The sequence below is a fragment of the Rhizobium sp. SRDI969 genome (assembly GCF_025152725.1).
GTDB classification, from domain to species: Bacteria; Pseudomonadota; Alphaproteobacteria; order Rhizobiales; family Rhizobiaceae; genus Rhizobium; species Rhizobium leguminosarum_I.
Genome location: NZ_CP104036.1, coordinates 389,203 through 406,966, shown reverse-complemented (window position 1 = coordinate 406,966; position 17,764 = coordinate 389,203). Strand labels below are relative to the sequence as shown.

Below are 17,764 nucleotides of genomic sequence, written 5' to 3'. Positions count from 1 at the left end.
TCACCGTTTCTGAATGCATTCACGAATCTGAAAACCGTGCGCCAGCGGATCACGATCGTCAACGAAAATGGTGTTGTGGCCGATGACGCGCGCCCAGCCTCCGATGCTTGGAAGAATGCCGCTGTAGGGTCCAATGCGTGCTTCGGCTTGGACCCGGCCAACCTGGCCGTCGAAAAGCCGTGCGCAGCCATCCGGAATATCCCGATATCCGGATATCGCCGGGGAGCGCCGCTGCGGCGCTCCCCGATCTCGTCACGCGGCCAGGACGCCGCTCTTCTTCGCGGTCCAGGTTGCCATATAGTCCATAAGTCCCGGGTTCAGGCAGTCGTAGGGCTCGAGGCCCGATGCCTTCAGCTGCGCTCTGACGGCGTCCATCTTGGCGGGGTCGAAGCCGCTTTCGATGATCGACGACACAAAGGCCGCAAAGCCCGGCTTCGCCCAGCCGCTCTCCTGAAAGCGCTCCGGATGGACGAACGACAATCCCTGGAACGGATGTTCGCGCATGACCGGCCCATACATATGAACGCCGCATTCCTTGCAGGCGTGGCGCTGGATCAAGGCTGTGGAATCGACGACGGCGAGCTTATCGCCATTCTCCTGGACTTCGACGCTTTCGGTTGGCGCGACGGCCACGACCGAAAAGACGGCACCGTCGGGCTTCCAGCACTTCGTGCAGCCGCAGGCGTGATTGTGGGCGATATCACCTTTGATCCTGACCTTCACGGGATTGCTTGTGCACTTGCAGACGAGCGTCCCGCCTGCGAAAGCAGCGTCAGTCGCCCGAAAGCCTGAATCCACTGCCGGATGTATGGCTATGCTGGTCATGGGTTTCTCCTCCCCTTCTGGGCCGTTTGCGATATGCCCGGCCAAGCTCTGCAATCAGTCTCCCAATCTTCGCGCGTGCCAGCGCAGATGGTCTTCCATGAATGTCGAAATGAAGAAGTAGGAGTGGCCGTAGCCTTCCTGCATGCGAAGCCGCAGGCTGATGCCGGCCGTCTCACAGGCTTGCCTGAGCTCGTCGGGGCGCAATCCATCCTCCAGGAAGCTATCCGCCGTCCCTTGATGGACGAGGAATTCCGGGAACCGGTGCCCGTCTTCGATCAGCGAGCAGGCATCATACGCCCGCCAGCGCGCTTCATCCGCTCCGAGATATTTTCGGAATGCCGGCTTTGACCAGCCGGAGACCGTGGGATGGCTGATCGGCGCGAAGGCCGAGCAGCTGCCGAAACGTTCGGGGTTCTTGAGCGCGATCGTGATCGCGCCATGTCCCCCCATCGAGTGACCGAAGATTCCCTGTCGCGTCATGTCGACCGGAAACTCGGCTGCGATAAGCTTCGGCAATTCATCGACGATGTAGCTGTACATCCGATAGTTCTTAGCGAACGGCGGCTCGGTGGCGTCGACATAAAAGCCGGCACCTTTTCCGAACTGCCAATTGTCCGGTTCGTCCGGGACGGCGTCGCCCCGCGGGCTGGTGTCGGGGCAGACGATGATCATGCCGAGTTCCGCGGCAAGACGCCGATACTCGCCCTTGTCCATGACATTGGCGTGCGTGCACGTCAGGCCGGACAGGTACCATAGAACCGGCAGCTTCCGTGCTTTGGCCTGCGGCGGCAGGAATACCGCAAAGGTCATGTCGCAGTCGCAGACATCCGAGCGATTGACGTAAACGCCCTGGGTGCCGCCATGAGAATTTTCGGTCGAGATGGTCTTCATGGCTCAGTACACGACCACGCCACGGATGCTCTTGCCCTTGTGCATCAGCTCGAAGCCCTTGTTGATGTCTTCGAGCGGCATGGTGTGGGTGATCATCGGATCGATCTGGATCTTGCCTTGCATGTACCAGTCGACGATCTTCGGCACATCGGTGCGGCCGCGGGCGCCGCCGAAGGCGGTGCCCATCCAGTTGCGGCCGGTAACCAGCTGGAACGGACGGGTGGAGATTTCCTGGCCGGCGCCGGCAACACCAATGATAATCGACTTGCCCCAGCCGCGATGCGATGCTTCCAGCGCCTGACGCATCACCTTGGTGTTGCCGGTGCAGTCGAAGGTGTAGTCGGCGCCGCCGATCAGGTCGCCGTGGCGCTTCGTCAGGTTGACGAGACAGGGCACGATGTCGTCGCCGACCTCCTTCGGATTGACGAAGTGGGTCATGCCGAACTTTTCGCCCCAGGCCTTGCGGTCAGGGTTGATATCGACGCCGATGATCATGTCGGCGCCGGCAAGGCGCAGGCCCTGGAGCACGTTGAGACCGATACCGCCGAGTCCGAAGACGATCGCCGTGGCGCCGATCTCGACCTTGGCGGTGTTGATGACGGCGCCGATGCCGGTCGTCACGCCGCAGCCGATATAGCAGATCTTGTCGAACGGGGCGTCCGGATTGACCTTGGCAAGGGCGATCTCCGGCAGCACGGTGAAGTTCGAAAAGGTCGAGCACCCCATATAGTGGTGGATCTTGTCCTTGCCGATCGAAAAGCGGCTCGTTCCATCCGGCATCAGCCCCTGGCCCTGGGTTGATCGAATCGCGGTGCAGAGATTGGTCTTGCGGCTGAGGCAGGAATAGCACTCGCGGCATTCCGGGGTGTAGAGCGGAATAACGTGGTCGCCCTTCTTGACCGAAGTGACGCCGGGGCCGACATCGACGACGATGCCGGCGCCCTCATGGCCGAGAATGGCCGGGAAGAGGCCTTCGGGATCGGCGCCCGACAGGGTGAAATCGTCGGTGTGGCAGATGCCCGTCGCCTTGACCTCGACCAGCACTTCGCCGGCTCGCGGCCCCTCCAGCTGCACGGTCATCACTTCGAGCGGTTTTCCTGCCTGTGTGGCCACGGCGGCGCGAACGTCCATTTTGATATCCTTCCTCTTAATTTGAATTCTGATGCTGCATATTCGAAGGGGCCGGTTCTCGCCGATCTGCTGCTGCGTCACCGCGAGACTTCACGCTCTCGCGTTCGGCTTTTCGTTCATCTCAGGCTCGTTGTTGCCACGGCCCCCATCACCTCTCCCGCTCAACCTGGCACCAGACCGCCAGCAGCGGCCGGGCCGTGCATCTTATCGCGAAAGATTGGCCGGCGTCGTTCGCAAAGACCGTCCCGATAGCGGCAGAGAACCACTCGGAATCGCCAAGACGAATTTCACCCGGCGAAAGCAGAATGAAGGCGCGGGGCTGGGTCTGAACATGATCGGGAAATCTTGTATAGCGATCCATGTAGATCACGCCGACCCTGAGATCGGCGCGCTCCTCCATGCCGCCGGGACCGACCAAGACCGCATGGGAATGCGTATCGCCAAAATTCAGGCTTGCGAACGGACCGGAGCGGCCGCGTCTCCAGAGCAGCTTATCGGCGAGACTCTGGAACTGGCAGGCGATCGCCTCGTATTTCCGTCCCGATTTCGCAAGATGGTTGATGGCGTCATCAAGCCCCTCCGGCGCGCCGGGAAGAGACCCGCCCTCCGGGCGCACCTTGCCGGTCTTGAGCAGCCTCTGGAGAACCTTGCCCGCGACGAAGCTGGCGACGGCAGGAGCCTCCGCCGACAGCATCAGGCCGCCGATGTCATTTAGAAATTCCTGCAGCGGCCGAGAGCGCCTTTCTCTGCCGATGTCGTGCAGCCGTATATATGCCGGCTTCTCGTCATCGTTGAGAAGAAGGTCGGCACCAGGTTTGATTGGACGTCCCACGACGCGCGCCACGTTCGGTCTCCCCCGCTAGAGCGCCTTTTGCAATTCCGGCAGGACATCGAAGAGATCGGCGACCAATCCGTAGTCGGCGACCTGGAAGATCGGCGCCTCCTCGTCCTTGTTGATGGCGACGATCACCTTCGAATCCTTCATGCCGGCCAGATGCTGGATGGCGCCCGAAATGCCACATGCAATATAGAGCTGCGGCGCCACCACCTTGCCGGTCTGGCCGACCTGCCAGTCGTTCGGCGCATAACCGGCATCGACGGCGGCTCTGGATGCGCCGACGGCAGCACCGAGCTTGTCGGCGAGCGGCAGGATGACTTCCCTGAACTTTTCCGCCGAGCCGAGTGCCCGGCCGCCGGAGATGATGATCTTCGCCGAGGTCAGTTCCGGCCGGTCTGAGGCCGACAGCGCATCGGCGACGAAGGTGGAAAGACCCGGGTCGGAAACCGCCGGGATTGCGTCGATCGTTGCCGAGCCACCCTCCGGCGCGGAGGCAAAGGATGCGGTGCGCACGGTGATCACCTTCTTGGCGTCCGTTGCCTGCACCGTCTGGATGGCGTTGCCGGCATAGATCGGCCGCTTGAAGGTGTCGGACGAGATCACCTCGATGATTTCGGAGACCTGGGCGACGTCGAGAAGAGCGGCCACCCGCGGCAGAACATTCTTGCCGACCGAGGTGGCAGCCGAGATGATCGTGTCGTAGCTGGCGGAGAGCGAAACGATCAGGTCGCCGAGCGGTTCGGCCAGATTGTTGGCGAGTTCGTCGCTTTCGGCGAGCAGCACCTTGGAGACGCTGGCAAGCTTGGCGGCGGCATCGGCAGCGGGCTTGGCGCCTTTGCCGGCAACGAGAATATGAACATCGCTTGCCTGGTCCTTGGCGATCTTGGTTGCCGCCGTCAGCGCCTTGGCGGTCTGATCGGACAGGCTGGCATTGTCGTGGTCAGCCAGAAGAAGAATGGTCATGATATTGGCTCCTGTTCCAAGCTGATTACAGCACGCCGGCTTCGTTTTTGAGCTTGTCGATCAGTTCGGCGACCGACTTGACCTTGACGCCGGCCTTGCGGCCGGACGGCTCCTCGGTCTTCAACACCTTGAGGCGCGGCGTGGTGGAGACACCGAAGTCGCCGGGCGTCTTCTTGTCGAGCGGCTTCTTTTTCGCCTTCATGATATTCGGCAGCGAGGCATAACGCGGTTCGTTCAAGCGCAGATCGGTGGTGACGACCGCCGGCAGCTTGATCTCGATCGTCTGCAGGCCGCCATCGACTTCGCGGGTGACAGTTGCTTTGCCATCACCGATCTCGATCTTCGAGGCGAAGGTCGCTTGGGCGATTCCCATCAGTGCTGCCAGCATCTGGCCGGTCTGGTTCGAATCGTCGTCGATCGCCTGCTTGCCAACGATGATCAGCCCCGGCTGTTCGGCATCGGCCACAGCCTTCAAGATCTTGGCGACAGTGAGCGGCTCGATTTGATCGTCGGTCTCAACCAGGATCGCCCGATCGGCGCCCATCGCAAGGGCGGTCCTCAGCGTCTCCTCGGCCTTGGCCGGACCGATCGAGACGACCACCACTTGCTCGCACTTGCCGGCTTCCCTCAGCCGCAGCGCCTCTTCCACCGAGATCTCGTCGAACGGGTTCATCGACATCTTCACATTGGTTAGCTCGACACCCGTGTCATCCGGCTTCACCCGGATCTTCACGTTGTAGTCGACAACCCGTTTGACTGGGACGAGAATCTTCATGGGCAACTCCCCTTTATTTCTAAACTGCTGGCCGTCAGTTCGGCCGTTCGGCAAGCAATGCCCAGAAGGCGAAGAGCGGCGTGTCGAGCGACCTCATGGCATGTCGGATGTCAGGGACATTGTAGAACGACCCACCGATACCTGGCGAGAACCAGTCTCCCTCTCCTTGCTGGAACTCTCCATCGGAAAGCACGAGATAGACTTCCTCGGGCGCATGATCATGATCCGGATAGCGCACGTGAGGCGCCATCAACGTCACACCGATCCACAGATCGCTCCGCTCTTCCAATCCTCCCGGGCCGATAATCATGGCATTGGCATGCCCATCGACAAAATTGTCGCTGGCCGTGTGGTCATACTTGGTGCGCCGATGCCATTCAAGCATTGGCTCGACGCCTTTGAACCCCTCGATCAAACGTGTCAGCGAAGGATAGGACGTATCGAAGGAAAGCGCCACATCAAGCTGAGCACACACGGGCAATCGGCTTCCCGGCCCCGTACGCGCGATCCCTGGGCGCTCCAGCGCCGCAAAAATCTGACGGACCGAACGGCGGGCCTCTGGGGCCTTCGCGAACTGGTCGAAAGCCGCGAACGTCGCATCCAGGAAGATCTGGAGGCTTTCATTGCGTAACCTCATGTCATCACCTCCCGAGACGATCGACCGGCAAGCGGTCCACTGTAGCGATTAGATATCTTTCGCGATCCGCAGGCCGTCATAGACGGCGGCATGGGTGTTGCGTGCGGCGACCGCGTCGCCGATCCGGAACAGCTGAAACTTGCCATCAGGATTGCGGATCACGGACTGCGGCTCTCCGGAAAGAAGCTGGTCGTGCGACATTTCGCCGAGATTGCTCGAGCTGGGTTTCAGTTCGAAATAGAGCTCGTCGAGCGGAATGGTCCCATGATTGACGACGATCTGGTCGAAGCTCTGCTGCCTGGCAATCCCGCCGTAATCGCTGCCGACATGGGCGACGAGCTGGTTGCCGCTCTTCTCGACGGCCTCGAGACGATAGGTGACGGTGAAGGTCACGTCGTGCTTCTGGAGAGACCGCATATAGGGCACCAGGTTCATGGCCATGACCTCGGGCGCGAAGGAGCGGTCCGGCGTCATGATCTCGACCTTGGCGCCCGCCTTGGCGAGGAACTCAGCTGCCTGGAGGCCGGCATGGTCGCCGGCATCGTCGAAGATCAGCACGTTGGTTCCAGGCTTCACGTCGCCGGAGATGATGTCCCATGACGAGACCACCAGCTCGTTGCCGCTGGCGAGAACCTCGGTATGCGGCAAGCCGCCGGTCGCGATGATGACCACATCGGGATTCTCGGCTCCGATGGTGTCCGCTTCCGCCCATGTGTTGAAGTGGAAGGTGACGTCGTATTTCTCGCACTGGCTCATGCGCCAGTCGATGATGCTGCTCATCTCCCTGCGGCGCTCGCTTTGGGCGGTGAGCCGGATCTGACCGCCGGGATTGTTCGCCGCTTCGAAAACCACGACCTGGTGGCCGCGTTCTCCGGCGACGCGCGCCGCTTCCAGACCGGCCGGGCCGGCGCCGACGATGACGACCTTTTTCCTGGCGTCGGCCTTCGCCACGATATGCGGCATGGTCAGTTCGCGGCCGGTGGCGGCATTGTGGATACAGAAGGCGGCCCCGCCCTGGTAGATGCGATCGAGACAGTAATTGGCGCCGACGCAAGGACGAATATCGTCTTCGCGCTTTTCCATGATCTTGCGGACGATATGGGGGTCCGTCATGTGAGCGCGTGTCATGCCGATCATGTCGACCTTGCCGGAGGCGATCGCGTGGCGCGCGGTGGCGACGTCAGGGATTTTCGCCGCATGGAAGGTCGGGAAATCGGTTGCGGCGCGAATTTCGCCGGCGAAATCGAGATGCGGTGAATTCGCCATGCCCTGGATCGGGATCACGTCGGTCAGACCCGCATCGGTATCGATGTGACCGCGGATCACGTTGAGGTAATCGATCAGGCCACTTGCCTTCAGGCGCTTGGAAATTTCGATCCCGTCGCCCTTGCCGGTGCCGCCGGGAAGACATTCGTCGGCAGTATAGCGCACGCCGAGAATGAAGTCGTTCCCCACCCTTTGCCGGATCGCCTTGAAGACATCGAAGCAGAAGCGCAAACGGTTGTCGAGGGAGCCGCCATAGGGACCATCGAGCTCGTTGGTGAGCGGAGACGTGAACTGATCGATCAGGTGGCCGTAGGCTTCCAGTTCGACACCGTCCATGCCGCCTGCCTTCATGCGCTCCGCAGCGTCGGCGAAATCCTTGATGATGCGCTCGATGTCCCAATCTTCCATCTTCTTCGGGAAGGAGCGGTGGGACGCCTCGCGATGATGCGATGGCGCCACGACCGGCAGCCAGTCGCCCTTGTCCCAGCGCGTGCGCCGGCCGAGATGAGTGAGCTGGATCATGATCGCCGCACCCTCTTCATGCACGGCGTCGGTCATTTCCCTAACCCAGGGCACGATCTCGTCCTTATAGGCGAGCAGGTTGTTGAAGACCGGCGGGCTGTCCCTGGAAACCGCGGCCGAGCCAGCCGTCATCGTCAAGGCCACGCCGCCCTTTGCCCGCTCCACCGTATAGGCGCGATACCTCTCCTTTGGCATGCCGTCCTCCGGATAAGCCGGCTCGTGGGAGGTCACGATGATACGGTTGCGTAGCGTCAAATGCTTGAGCTGGTAAGGCTGAAGAAGGGGATCGTTCGACATGGGCGGCGGTTCCGGATTAAAACGTCAGAGGAGACGCTAAGCACAATGTACATATGTGTCAACATTGAAAACAGCTTGGTCGTCGATTTAGACACTGATGTACATTTTTCTTGTGCGTGGCTTGATAATCTGATAGGAGATCATCCATGGATCAGGCTTTGAATGATACAGGCTGGCGCGGATCACAGGAGGGATGGCTGGAAGCAGCATACCACTCGCTGCTGGATTCCGGCGTGGATTCGGTGAAAATTCTGCCGCTGGCGAAGAAGCTCAACCTCTCGCGCACGAGCTTCTACTGGTTCTTCAAGGACCGGGAGGAACTGCTGGCCGGGCTCGTGGCGCGGTGGCGCGACAAAAACACCGGCAACATCGTCAAACAGTCCGAAGCCTACGCGGAATCGCTCGCCGAGGCGATGCTCAACGTCTTCGATTGCTGGCTCAACAATGATCTGTTCGACGCCAGGTTCGAATTCGCCGTGCGCAGCTGGGCGCTGCAGTCCGACGAGATTCTTGCCGAGGTCCGGCAAGCCGATCAGCTCCGGCTCGATGCGCTCAAGCGGATGTTTATCCGGTTCGGGCTACCAGAAGCGACATCGGATGTCCGAGCGCGAACAACGTACCTCGTGCAGATCGGATACATCTCTATGCAAGCCAAGGAGGAACTCGCCGTCCGCATGAAACGGATTCCCGAATATATCGCGATCTACACCGGCGAAGTGCCGCAGCAGAGGGAGCTCGATCGCTTCTTCTCCCGGCATGGCTATAGGCCGGGTTAGGGAAGGCCGGGATGAGCGCTTTCTTGAGAATCGGGATCATTGGTGGCGGTGGCTGGCTTGGCGGAGCAATCGCCGGCTCGATCCTTGGTGCCGGCCTGGTCGAACCTCGAAACCTCTCCCTCTCTTATCGCAGCGAGCAGCCGCGCCGCTTCCCGAATTCTTTCCTGACCACCGACAATCAGGCGCTTGCCGACCGTTCGGACGTGATCCTTCTCTCCGTCCGTCCTGATGACTGGCATGCTCTTGATGTCGATGCCGGTGGCAAGCTGGTCATCTCGGTCATGGCGGGCATCCGCCTGGACGCACTTTCCGAGCGCCACAACACCGGTCGCGTCGTCCGCGCTTTGCCGAACGCCGCCGCCGAAGTCGCCAAATCCTATACGCCGTGGATTGGCGCGAGCGCTGTCACCGAAGACGACCGGGCGCTCGTCCACGCGATTTTTCAGGCATGCGGATCTGAGGACGAGGTCGCAAGGGAAAGCGACATCGATTACCTCACCGGCCTTTCCGGGTCCGGACCGGCATTCCCGGCGCTACTCGCCGCCGCCATGATGCGCGACGCCGTCGCAAACGGCCTGCCGGGGGAGATTGCGCGCCGCGCCGTCAACACGGTGATCACGGGCGCCGGCCGCCTGCTGGAGCGCCGCGACGAATGTCCCGATGACGTCGTTCAAACCTTTCTCGGCTATCGCGGCACCACTGCAGCGGCCATCGAAGCCATGCGCGCTGCCGGGTTCGACGCTTCGGTCGCGAAGGGACTATCGGCGGCATTCAAGAAATCGGTGAGTATGGGAGACGCTTCCTGACAACCGTTGGAGCGGGTCCTGCGGCGCCCCGCTTAGCAAAACCGGCCGCTAAACAGAGGGAACGAGAATGAAAAAACTACTCGCATCGACATGTCTGACGTTCGGCCTGATCGGCGGGGCGTCTTTCGCCAGCGCCGCCGAATGCGGCACTGTCACCATCGCCAGCATGAACTGGCAGAGTGCCGAGGTTCTCTCCAACCTCGACAAGTTCATCCTGAACGAAGGTTACGGCTGCCAAGCGGAAATCACCGTCGGCGATACCGTTCCGACGATCACCTCGATGGCTGAAAAGGGCCAGCCGGATATCGCGCCGGAAGCCTGGATCGACCTGCTGCCCGACGTCGTCAAGAAGGGAACGGAAGAAGGCCGGATCGTCCAGGTCGGCTCTCCGCTGCCCGATGGCGGCGTCCAAGGCTGGTGGATTCCCAAATATCTGGCCGACGCCCATCCCGACATCAAGACCATCGGCGACGTGCTGAAGCATCCAGAACTCTTCCCCGCTCCCGAGGACCCGAAGAAGGGCGCCATCTACAACGGACCGCAGGGCTGGGGCGGCACCGTGGTGACCACGCAGCTCTACAAGGCCTTCGAAGCCGACAAGGCCGGCTTCACCCTCGTCGATACCGGCTCGGCTGCCGGCCTTGATGGCTCGATCTCCAAGGCTTACGAACGCAAGGAAGGCTGGGCCGGCTACTACTGGGCGCCGACCGCGCTGCTCGGCAAGTATCAGATGGTCAAGCTGGAAGCCGGCGTGCCGAACGACCCCGCCGAATGGAAGCGCTGCAATACCGTCGCCGACTGCCCCGATCCGAAGCCGAACGCATGGCCGGTCGACAAGATCGTCACCCTCGTTGCAAAGCCTTTCTCGGAAAAGGCCGGGCCCGAGGTGATGGACTACCTGACCAAGCGCTCCTGGAGCAACGACACGGTCAACAAGCTGATGGCGTGGATGACCGAGAACCAGGCAACCGGCGAGGACGGTGCCAAGCACTTCCTCAAAGAAAACAAGGGCCTCTGGACCAAGTGGGTTTCGCCTGAGGCAGCCACGAAGATCGAAGCTGCGCTCTAGGACAGGATGATTTCAGGCCGGATCGGCCTAAAATCTGAATGCTGTTCTAAATTAAATAGTCAGAGCATGATGTCTGCGAAAGCCGCTCACAGTTTTCGGCATCATGCTCTAACGCCGACAACTGCGGTGCGCTTAATGCGCACCGCCTTTCGCTGCCGATAAAATCAAAAAGACTGCCACGGCTCTTTGAAGAAAAAGGGGAACCGAATGGAATGGTTTTATAAATTCCCGCATATGGATGACGATGCCCTTCGCAATCTGAAGAAGGCGATCGATGACGGCTTTCGCGCATTTACCCGCAGCTATGGCGACGCGATCGAAAACCTCTTCTCCCCGCTGCAGCATTTCCTGATCGCCGCCGACCGCTTCATGACGCAGACGCCGTGGCCGATCATTACGGCAATCATCCTTGTCATCGCATGGTTTGCGAGCCGCAGCCTGAAGATCGTCTTCGGCTGTCTCGTGACACTGCTGCTGATCGGCTATTTCGACATGTGGGACGATACGATGCGGACGGTGTCGATGATCTTCGTCTGTACCGTGCTCTCCATCGCCATCGGCATCCCGATGGGGATATTGATGGCGCGTTCCGACCGGCTGCAGCGCGTTATCAATCCGATCCTCGACGTTATGCAGACCATGCCGAGCTTCGTCTATCTCATCCCTGTGGTCATGCTGCTCGGCATCGGCAAGGTGCCGGGACTGATCGCCGTCGTCATCTACGCCATTCCGCCGATGATAAGGCTGACCGACCTCGGCATCCGCCTGGTCGACAAGGACGTGCTCGAGGCAGCCGATGCCTTCGGAACATCGAGCGCGCAGAAGCTGTTCAAGGTCCAATTGCCGCTGGCGCTTCCCACCATCATGGCCGGCATCAACCAGACCATCATGATGGCGCTCGCCATGGTGGTCGTTGCCTCGATGATCGGCGTCCAGGGCCTTGGCCAGCCGGTTCTGAAGGCCATCGCCAACCAGTACTTCACCCTGGGTATTTTCAACGGCCTTGCCATTGTCGGCATTGCCATCATCTTCGACCGGGTCAGCCAGGCGTATGGCAAACGGCTCCAGAAGCATCGGGAGATCGTCCATGGCTGATCAACGTTTCGGCGGCATCAAGATCCGCCACCTCTACAAGATCTTCGGTCCCAACCCTGCCGCTCATGTCGATGCCGTCCAAAAGGGATTGTCGAAGACCGAGCTCAACGAAAAGCACGGCCACGTGCTCGGCCTGAAAGATATCAATGTCGAGATACCCTCGGGCCGCATCCAGGTCATCATGGGCCTTTCGGGTTCGGGCAAGTCGACGCTCATCCGCCACATCAATCGCCTGATCGATCCAACCGCCGGAGAAGTGCTTGTCGACGGCGTCGATGTGGTGAAAATGAACGAGACCGAATTGCGCGCGTTTCGCCGGCACCAGACGGCAATGGTGTTTCAGAAGTTTGCGCTTCTGCCGCACCGCAATGTTCTCGACAATACCATCTTCGGCCTCGAAGTGCAGGGCATGGAGCGCTCGAAAGCCGCCGACGTCGCCATGGGCTGGCTGGAGCGGGTCGGCCTGAAGGGCTTCGAGAGCAAATATCCCAACCAGCTATCGGGCGGCATGCAGCAGCGCGTCGGGCTGGCACGAGCCCTCTCGAACGATGCGCCGGTTCTGCTGATGGACGAAGCCTATTCGGCACTCGACCCTTTGATCCGTACGGATATGCAGACAGTCCTTCTCGACATTCAGAAGGAGATCAAGAAGACCATCGTCTTCATCACCCACGATCTCGACGAAGCCCTTCGGCTGGGCGATCAGATTGCGATCCTGCGCGATGGCGAAGTCATCCAGCAGGGCACCAGCCAGGACATCGTTCTGCGTCCGGCCGACGCCTACATCGCCAACTTCGTCAAGGAGGTCAATCGCGGCCGGGTCATCCAGGTCGATGCCGTCATGACATCCTTGCATTCCGGTGCGGTGCCAGGCGGATTGACGATTGCATCAGGAACGACCGTCGAAGAGGCCGTCCGGATGTTGGCATCGGCGCAGGACAACGATGCGAGGGTGATTTCGCCATCCGGGGAAGCATTGGGCCTTGTCACCTTCCGCCAGCTCGCGGGTGCGATGGTGAACTCGCAGGAGGTGGCTCCCCAACGCGATAGCGCCCTCTCGATCGCGCTCTGAAGCTGCGCTTGCGGCTGTCTCTCCGTTTCGTTGGCGACACCGATATCTGGCAGGTCGCCATCTCCGGAACCTGGAGTCGGCCGTCTGATGATTGGGGCTGAACGAGGGCTGGCGCGGCTGCGCAACCGCCTGGAAGCTCGCTGAAGATGAGCAACTGATGACGATTCTCTCGCCCGATCCCTTCCGAGCGCGGCGGCCGGCAGGCCGCACCGCGGAAGATACGGCTTGAGGCGAGTGCTTGCGTATACATTTTGCGCAGGAGCAGTCCAGACTGCGTAGCGAAAAGCCGATCGGCCGACAATATCGGCGCCTGACAATTGCTCCATGGCTGGAGAATAATAAGATCAATCCTGACCAAGACCATGATGGTTTGCGGTCTCTAAGCCAAAAGGCCCGTCCATCCGTCGCCCCCAGAAGGATGGAAGGGATCATACATACGCACCCCATCCCGTGCGTATGCTTGCATGCCTGTCTGCCTGCCGAAGGCTCCTTAAACGGTCCACTATAAAACCTTCGGCAGGCGACTGCGCGGCTCTCGGATGGACATTCCTACAAACTTCAGATGATGAGCGTCTCGGCAAGGTCGCGGCAGTTGAACCTGTGGCATGGCAGCTGCAGCTGCAGCTGCAAGATCGCGTCTTCAGCGCAATCGATTTACCGGCGGACTGCCGTCATAACCGGTAGCGCAAATCTTGCCAATCGCCGCATGTTCTGTCAGTTCCTGCCGTCTCGCAAAAACATCTGAGCTCTGCCGGAACGATCGATGGTGCATGTAAAGGGTTGGTCTTTCTGACGCTTGCCACGCCCGAATTCGGGCTGGATCGGCTGCCGAAAGCCGCTGATCCGAGACCGACCATGCGGAAATCCACCTGCTCCGCGGCAAGCAGCTTCACTATAAGTTACAATCGTCTAATATACAGGCGAGCTCCGCCCATCCACACCGGCTGCTGGCCCTGATGAAGTCCCGCGACGGCGCATGCATGACGACCGGCAAGACTGGCAGAGGTAGGCGCGCCGATCCGGCGCCCGCGCGGATCGCGCATCACACTGGCATCTCAGAGCGGTCAAGAAGGGCATGTCGAAACAGCCACATCGAACAATGGGAGCAGCATGACAGAAAATAGCACTGCCCCATTCTCATTTCGATTTAGCGGTTCGTCCTTCGACAACATGGTCGAAACGCTGGGGGGTGCTTTTGGCGCGTTTGATGCCGAGCCTGTCGGCCGCGCCCAGGACTTCCATTGGGGACTGGATTTCTCCGTCTGTGACAAGGCCGTTCTGCTGACGGGTTATCATGAGGCGGAGTTTCAGTTCAATATCGAGCCGACCGTCGATACGTCGGAGTATCTGTCGATTGTAGTGCCGCGCAGCGGCGGCATGGGGGTAACCTATGGATCGTCCCGCATCGCCGAGGCCGGGCAAGGAAAATTGCTTCTCTATAACAATTTCGAACCCGACAGCGTCATCATGCATGGGCAATCAAACGTCATCGACGAGTTGCTGATCAACTGGCCTGTCATCCTCCAGACGATCGGCCAGACATTCGAGATGCCGTTCAGCGGCTCCCTCGACCTACTGCCGGAACTGGATCTGTCCAAGCCCGCCGGGCGGTTGATCGGCAACCTCACGGAAACGATTATCTTAGGCATGCGCGACGATGGCCCCTTGCTGCAGTCGCCGATCGCCATGGCGCATATGACGCAGGCGCTGGCCGATCTGGTCGTGCGCCTAGTGCCTCACCGGCTATCGCATTTCCTGGAGAATGGCCCGTCCCTGATCGCCCCCCGGCACGTCCGCAGGGCGATCGAATTCATGCACGCCAATATCGATCAGCCGATCACAATGCTGAAGGTGGCCGAAGCGGCCGGCGTATCCAGCCGGGCGCTCGAAACCGGTTTTCGTGCATTCAGAGGAACCTCTCCCGCCGCCTATCTGCTGACGCTTCGGCTGCGCGCCGCGCGCCAGGATCTCATCGATCCCGAGAGCAAGGAGACCATGAAGGCCATCTGCCTCAAATGGGGCTTCTTTCATTTCGGCCGGTTTTCGGCAGTCTATAAAGCCACATATGGAGAATACCCCTCCGACACCAGGAAACGCCTGATCGGTCGATAATGGCCTCAGCTTGCGGCGAGTACGCAGGTGGCCGGCGCTGACACAGTGTATTTATGTCTCGTCCCGCGGCGGCAACGTGTAGTGCACTCTCATGGTCCTCGGATCCCGCTTCACGATCTGCAGCAGGCCTTTGCGCTCCGCCAGGCCGTTGAGTTCCCTGAGCACGAGAGAATGCGCGATCCCCAGCTTGCGCGCAAAGGCGCGACTGTCACGGGCAATCCCGAGTTCCGCGGCGACAAGGAGACCGGCCTGTATGGATGTCAGCCTGATATCCCTGTCTTGCGCCGCAGCGACGAGGGCAAGAAAGCGATCGGCCTCTGACGCCTCCTCGCTCACGCAGCTTTTCGCCGGCGGAAGGAAACCATGATGGATTTCGAGGTCGGCGTATCGCTTTCCCTGCCGGAGCTGCCGAGCGGCACGAGCACGTTCAGTTCGGGATAATAACCCGCTATGCTTCCCCGCGGAATATCATAGGGCACAAAGCGGAAATTCTCAGCGATGCGCTCGATACCGTCCTCATGCTCGCCGACCACGTCGACCCGGTCACCGGCCTTGGCATTTATCGCCGTCAGGTCGGCCGGATGAATGAAGATGACCTGCCGCTCCCCGTAGACGCCGCGGTATCGGTCATCGAGACCATAGACGGTCGTATTGTATTGATCGTGTGACCGGAACGTCTGCAGGGCGAAACGCCCCTCGCCCTTTCGCGCCCGCTGATGCACCGTCTCGTCGGGAAGCGCCTCGGAAGAAAATGATGCCTTGCCTGTCGGCGTATCCCACTCCCGATGGGCGGCCGGGTTGCGCAGGTGGAAACCGCGCGGCTTGCGCAGGCGCCTATTGTAATTTTCGAAGCCTGGGATGGTCGCCTCGATATGATCGCGGATGCGGTCGTGGTCGTCGGCAAGCTCTGACCAGTCGACCACGGCGGAGCCGACCGTCGCTTGTGCAATGCCGGCAATGATGGCGACTTCCGAGAGGAGATGCGGCGAGGCCGGGCGATTGATGCCGGCGGAACCGTGCACCATGCTCATCGAATCCTCGACGCTTATGAGCTGTGAGTTGCCCGCCGCGTTCAGATCCATCTCGGTGCGTCCGAGGCACGGCAGGATGAAGGCCGTCTCGCCGGGCATGAGATGCGAATGATTGGGTTTGGTCGCGATGTGCACCGTCAGTTTCAGCCGCCGCAGCGCCTTTTCAACCAGGGCGCTGTCGGGCGTGGCGCGGGCGAAATTGCCGCCAAGCCCGATGAAGGCTTCCGCCGAGCCGTCGAGCATTGCGCCGATCGCGGCAAGGACATTGTGGCCTTGTTCGCGGGGAACGGTGAAGCGGAAGTGCTCCTCCAGCGCATCGAGGAAATCATCCGCCGGCCTTTCATTGATGCCGACGGTGCGGTCGCCCTGCACGTTGGAATGGCCGCGAACGGGGCAAAGGCCGGCACCGGGCTTGCCGATATTGCCGCGCAGGAACATGAAATTGGCGATCTCGCGGATCGTCGCGACGGAATGCAGGTGCTGGGTCACGCCCATCGCCCAGGTGCAGATGACCCGCTCGGCGTTGATATAGACATCGGCCGACCGTTCGATGTCCTGCCGGCTCAGTCCCGATTGGTCCTCAATGTCAGCCCAGCAAGTCGCCTCGACCGCTGCCCGGTATTCTGCAAAACCATCGCAATGTTCGGCGAGAAATGCGTGGTCGAGAACGGAAGGCAGGCCGGCGGCGACGGCTGCTTCTTCCGCGGCCAGAACGGCCTTTGCCATCCCGCGCACCGCGGCCATGTCGCCGCCGAGTTGCGGCTGCAGATAAAGGCTGGCGATATCGGTCGAACCGCCGCGCAGCATCTCGACCTTGTCCTGCGGGTCGGAGAAGCGCTCCAGCCCACGTTCGCGGATGGGATTGAAGACGACGACGCGCGCGCCGCGGATCGCCGCCCGGCGCAAGTCGCCGAGCATCCTCGGATGGTTGGTGCCCGGGTTCTGTCCGATCACGAAGATCGCGTCGGCCTCTTCGAAATCCTCCAGCAGCACGGTACCCTTGCCCGCACCGACCGCCTGGCGCATGGCGATGCCGCTTGCCTCGTGGCACATATTGGAGCAATCGGGAAAATTGTTGGTGCCGTAGACGCGCACGAACAGTTGGTAGAGGAAGGCGGCCTCGTTGCTCGCCCGGCCCGACGTGTAGAATTCCGCCCGGTTGGGATTATCGAGGCCTGTCAGAATACTGCCGATCTCGGCAAAGGCATCTTCCCACGCGACCGGCAGGTAACGGTCGCTCGCCGCATCGTAGCGCATCGGATGCGTGAGGCGGCCGTTGAGTTCCAGTTCATAGTCCGTCAGCTGGCGAAGCTGCGATACCGTATTCTCCGCGAAGAAGGCCGGAGTTGCCCGTTTCTCCGTTGCCTCCCAGGCGACGGCCTTTACGCCGTTCTCGCAGAACTCGAACGACGATCCGTGCTCCGGATCGCCCCAGGCGCAGCCCGGGCAATCGAATCCATCCGGCTGGTTCGCCTTCAGCATCGTCCGCGCCCCTGAAATGGGCATGCCGCTTTGCAGCAAACGCTTGCCGCAGCTCTTCAAAGCGCCCCAGCCACCGGCTGCCGCCGATTTCTTACCGATGAATTTTGTGTCCATGCGCCCTTATTGTCGAAGCGGGGGAAACATCAAGGTCGGATGATCGATGGTTCGATAGGAAA

The 17,764-nt window shown here is 60.8% G+C and carries 16 protein-coding genes and 1 pseudogene; 6 read left to right on the top strand and 11 right to left on the bottom strand.

The genetic code is table 11. The features are described from left to right. The 9 genes and pseudogenes from N2A41_RS26075 to N2A41_RS26035 all read right to left on the bottom strand — a co-directional run. Positions 1-159: pseudogene (locus tag N2A41_RS26075) on the bottom strand (proline racemase family protein); the annotation flags it as partial. A gap of 93 nt (positions 160-252) precedes the next feature. Then, positions 253-825 (bottom strand): S-(hydroxymethyl)glutathione synthase, encoded by a 573-nt coding sequence (gfa, locus tag N2A41_RS26070; RefSeq protein ID WP_222350848.1) that lies wholly within the window; start codon positions 823-825, stop codon positions 253-255. A gap of 54 nt (positions 826-879) precedes the next feature. Next, a complete protein-coding gene (gene fghA, locus N2A41_RS26065) occupies positions 880-1,716 on the bottom strand; it encodes an S-formylglutathione hydrolase (protein ID WP_260111181.1) in 837 nt (278 codons plus the stop codon). Positions 1,717-1,719: 3 nt separating this feature from the next. After that, entirely contained in the window at positions 1,720-2,847 is a 1,128-nt protein-coding gene (locus tag N2A41_RS26060) for an S-(hydroxymethyl)glutathione dehydrogenase/class III alcohol dehydrogenase (protein ID WP_222350846.1), read from the bottom strand. 148 nt (positions 2,848-2,995) lie between these two features. Beyond that, positions 2,996-3,691: a dimethylsulfoniopropionate lyase gene (locus tag N2A41_RS26055; RefSeq protein ID WP_260111180.1), complete on the bottom strand. Its 696-nt coding sequence runs from the start codon at positions 3,689-3,691 to the stop codon at positions 2,996-2,998. Between the two features lie 15 nt (positions 3,692-3,706). Continuing rightward, positions 3,707-4,648 (bottom strand): electron transfer flavoprotein subunit alpha/FixB family protein, encoded by a 942-nt coding sequence (locus tag N2A41_RS26050; protein ID WP_260111179.1) that lies wholly within the window; start codon positions 4,646-4,648, stop codon positions 3,707-3,709. Between the two features lie 25 nt (positions 4,649-4,673). Continuing rightward, the gene (locus N2A41_RS26045) at positions 4,674-5,423 is read right to left on the bottom strand and encodes an electron transfer flavoprotein subunit beta/FixA family protein (protein WP_260111178.1); all 750 of its coding nucleotides are present in this window, start codon (positions 5,421-5,423) and stop codon (positions 4,674-4,676) included. Positions 5,424-5,457: 34 nt separating this feature from the next. After that, positions 5,458-6,060: a dimethylsulfoniopropionate lyase gene (locus N2A41_RS26040; protein WP_260111177.1), complete on the bottom strand. Its 603-nt coding sequence runs from the start codon at positions 6,058-6,060 to the stop codon at positions 5,458-5,460. A 48-nt stretch (positions 6,061-6,108) separates the two neighbouring features. Beyond that, positions 6,109-8,145: an NADH:flavin oxidoreductase gene (locus N2A41_RS26035; RefSeq protein WP_222281721.1), complete on the bottom strand. Its 2,037-nt coding sequence runs from the start codon at positions 8,143-8,145 to the stop codon at positions 6,109-6,111. Between the two features lie 146 nt (positions 8,146-8,291). Here N2A41_RS26035 and N2A41_RS26030 point away from each other — a divergent pair, with 146 nt between their 5' ends. From N2A41_RS26030 to N2A41_RS26005, 6 genes are all read left to right on the top strand, one after another. Then, positions 8,292-8,921, top strand: a complete 630-nt coding sequence (locus N2A41_RS26030; RefSeq protein WP_011649280.1) for a TetR/AcrR family transcriptional regulator — start codon at positions 8,292-8,294, stop codon at positions 8,919-8,921. An 11-nt stretch (positions 8,922-8,932) separates the two neighbouring features. After that, positions 8,933-9,727: a pyrroline-5-carboxylate reductase family protein gene (locus N2A41_RS26025; RefSeq protein ID WP_170276055.1), complete on the top strand. Its 795-nt coding sequence runs from the start codon at positions 8,933-8,935 to the stop codon at positions 9,725-9,727. 67 nt (positions 9,728-9,794) lie between these two features. Continuing rightward, a complete protein-coding gene (locus tag N2A41_RS26020) occupies positions 9,795-10,796 on the top strand; it encodes an ABC transporter substrate-binding protein (RefSeq protein ID WP_260111176.1) in 1,002 nt (333 codons plus the stop codon). 207 nt (positions 10,797-11,003) lie between these two features. Continuing rightward, positions 11,004-11,891 (top strand): ABC transporter permease, encoded by an 888-nt coding sequence (locus N2A41_RS26015; protein WP_170256650.1) that lies wholly within the window; start codon positions 11,004-11,006, stop codon positions 11,889-11,891. After that, complete coding sequence (locus N2A41_RS26010) at positions 11,884-12,963, top strand: quaternary amine ABC transporter ATP-binding protein (protein WP_170279565.1); 1,080 nt, start codon at positions 11,884-11,886, stop codon at positions 12,961-12,963. The genes N2A41_RS26015 and N2A41_RS26010 overlap by 8 nt, the downstream gene beginning before the upstream one ends. A 1,110-nt stretch (positions 12,964-14,073) precedes the next feature. Beyond that, complete coding sequence (locus N2A41_RS26005) at positions 14,074-15,075, top strand: AraC family transcriptional regulator (protein WP_260111175.1); 1,002 nt, start codon at positions 14,074-14,076, stop codon at positions 15,073-15,075. Between the two features lie 51 nt (positions 15,076-15,126). Here the strand turns inward: N2A41_RS26005 and N2A41_RS26000 are convergent, their stop codons facing one another. Continuing rightward, on the bottom strand, positions 15,127-15,411 hold the full coding sequence (locus N2A41_RS26000; RefSeq protein ID WP_170279563.1) for a hypothetical protein: 285 nt from the start codon (positions 15,409-15,411) through the stop codon (positions 15,127-15,129). After that, on the bottom strand, positions 15,408-17,702 hold the full coding sequence (locus N2A41_RS25995; RefSeq protein ID WP_222350839.1) for an FdhF/YdeP family oxidoreductase: 2,295 nt from the start codon (positions 17,700-17,702) through the stop codon (positions 15,408-15,410). Before N2A41_RS25995 ends, N2A41_RS26000 begins: the two co-directional genes overlap by 4 nt. Between the last annotated feature and the right edge of the window lie 62 nt (positions 17,703-17,764).

What these genes read in the sequence shown, in the direction of transcription:
- gfa (WP_222350848.1), bottom strand. Translation starts at nt 825, where the DNA reads ATGACCAGCATAGCCATACATCCGGCAGTGGATTCAGGCTTTCGGGCG.
- fghA (WP_260111181.1), bottom strand. Translation starts at nt 1,716, where the DNA reads ATGAAGACCATCTCGACCGAAAATTCTCATGGCGGCACCCAGGGCGTT.
- N2A41_RS26060 (WP_222350846.1), bottom strand. Translation starts at nt 2,847, where the DNA reads ATGGACGTTCGCGCCGCCGTGGCCACACAGGCAGGAAAACCGCTCGAA.
- N2A41_RS26050 (WP_260111179.1), bottom strand. Translation starts at nt 4,648, where the DNA reads ATGACCATTCTTCTTCTGGCTGACCACGACAATGCCAGCCTGTCCGAT.
- N2A41_RS26045 (WP_260111178.1), bottom strand. Translation starts at nt 5,423, where the DNA reads ATGAAGATTCTCGTCCCAGTCAAACGGGTTGTCGACTACAACGTGAAG.
- N2A41_RS26040 (WP_260111177.1), bottom strand. Translation starts at nt 6,060, where the DNA reads ATGAGGTTACGCAATGAAAGCCTCCAGATCTTCCTGGATGCGACGTTC.
- N2A41_RS26035 (WP_222281721.1), bottom strand. Translation starts at nt 8,145, where the DNA reads ATGTCGAACGATCCCCTTCTTCAGCCTTACCAGCTCAAGCATTTGACG.
- N2A41_RS26030 (WP_011649280.1), top strand. Translation starts at nt 8,292, where the DNA reads ATGGATCAGGCTTTGAATGATACAGGCTGGCGCGGATCACAGGAGGGA.
- N2A41_RS26025 (WP_170276055.1), top strand. Translation starts at nt 8,933, where the DNA reads ATGAGCGCTTTCTTGAGAATCGGGATCATTGGTGGCGGTGGCTGGCTT.
- N2A41_RS26020 (WP_260111176.1), top strand. Translation starts at nt 9,795, where the DNA reads ATGAAAAAACTACTCGCATCGACATGTCTGACGTTCGGCCTGATCGGC.
- N2A41_RS26015 (WP_170256650.1), top strand. Translation starts at nt 11,004, where the DNA reads ATGGAATGGTTTTATAAATTCCCGCATATGGATGACGATGCCCTTCGC.
- N2A41_RS26010 (WP_170279565.1), top strand. Translation starts at nt 11,884, where the DNA reads ATGGCTGATCAACGTTTCGGCGGCATCAAGATCCGCCACCTCTACAAG.
- N2A41_RS26005 (WP_260111175.1), top strand. Translation starts at nt 14,074, where the DNA reads ATGACAGAAAATAGCACTGCCCCATTCTCATTTCGATTTAGCGGTTCG.
- N2A41_RS25995 (WP_222350839.1), bottom strand. Translation starts at nt 17,702, where the DNA reads ATGGACACAAAATTCATCGGTAAGAAATCGGCGGCAGCCGGTGGCTGG.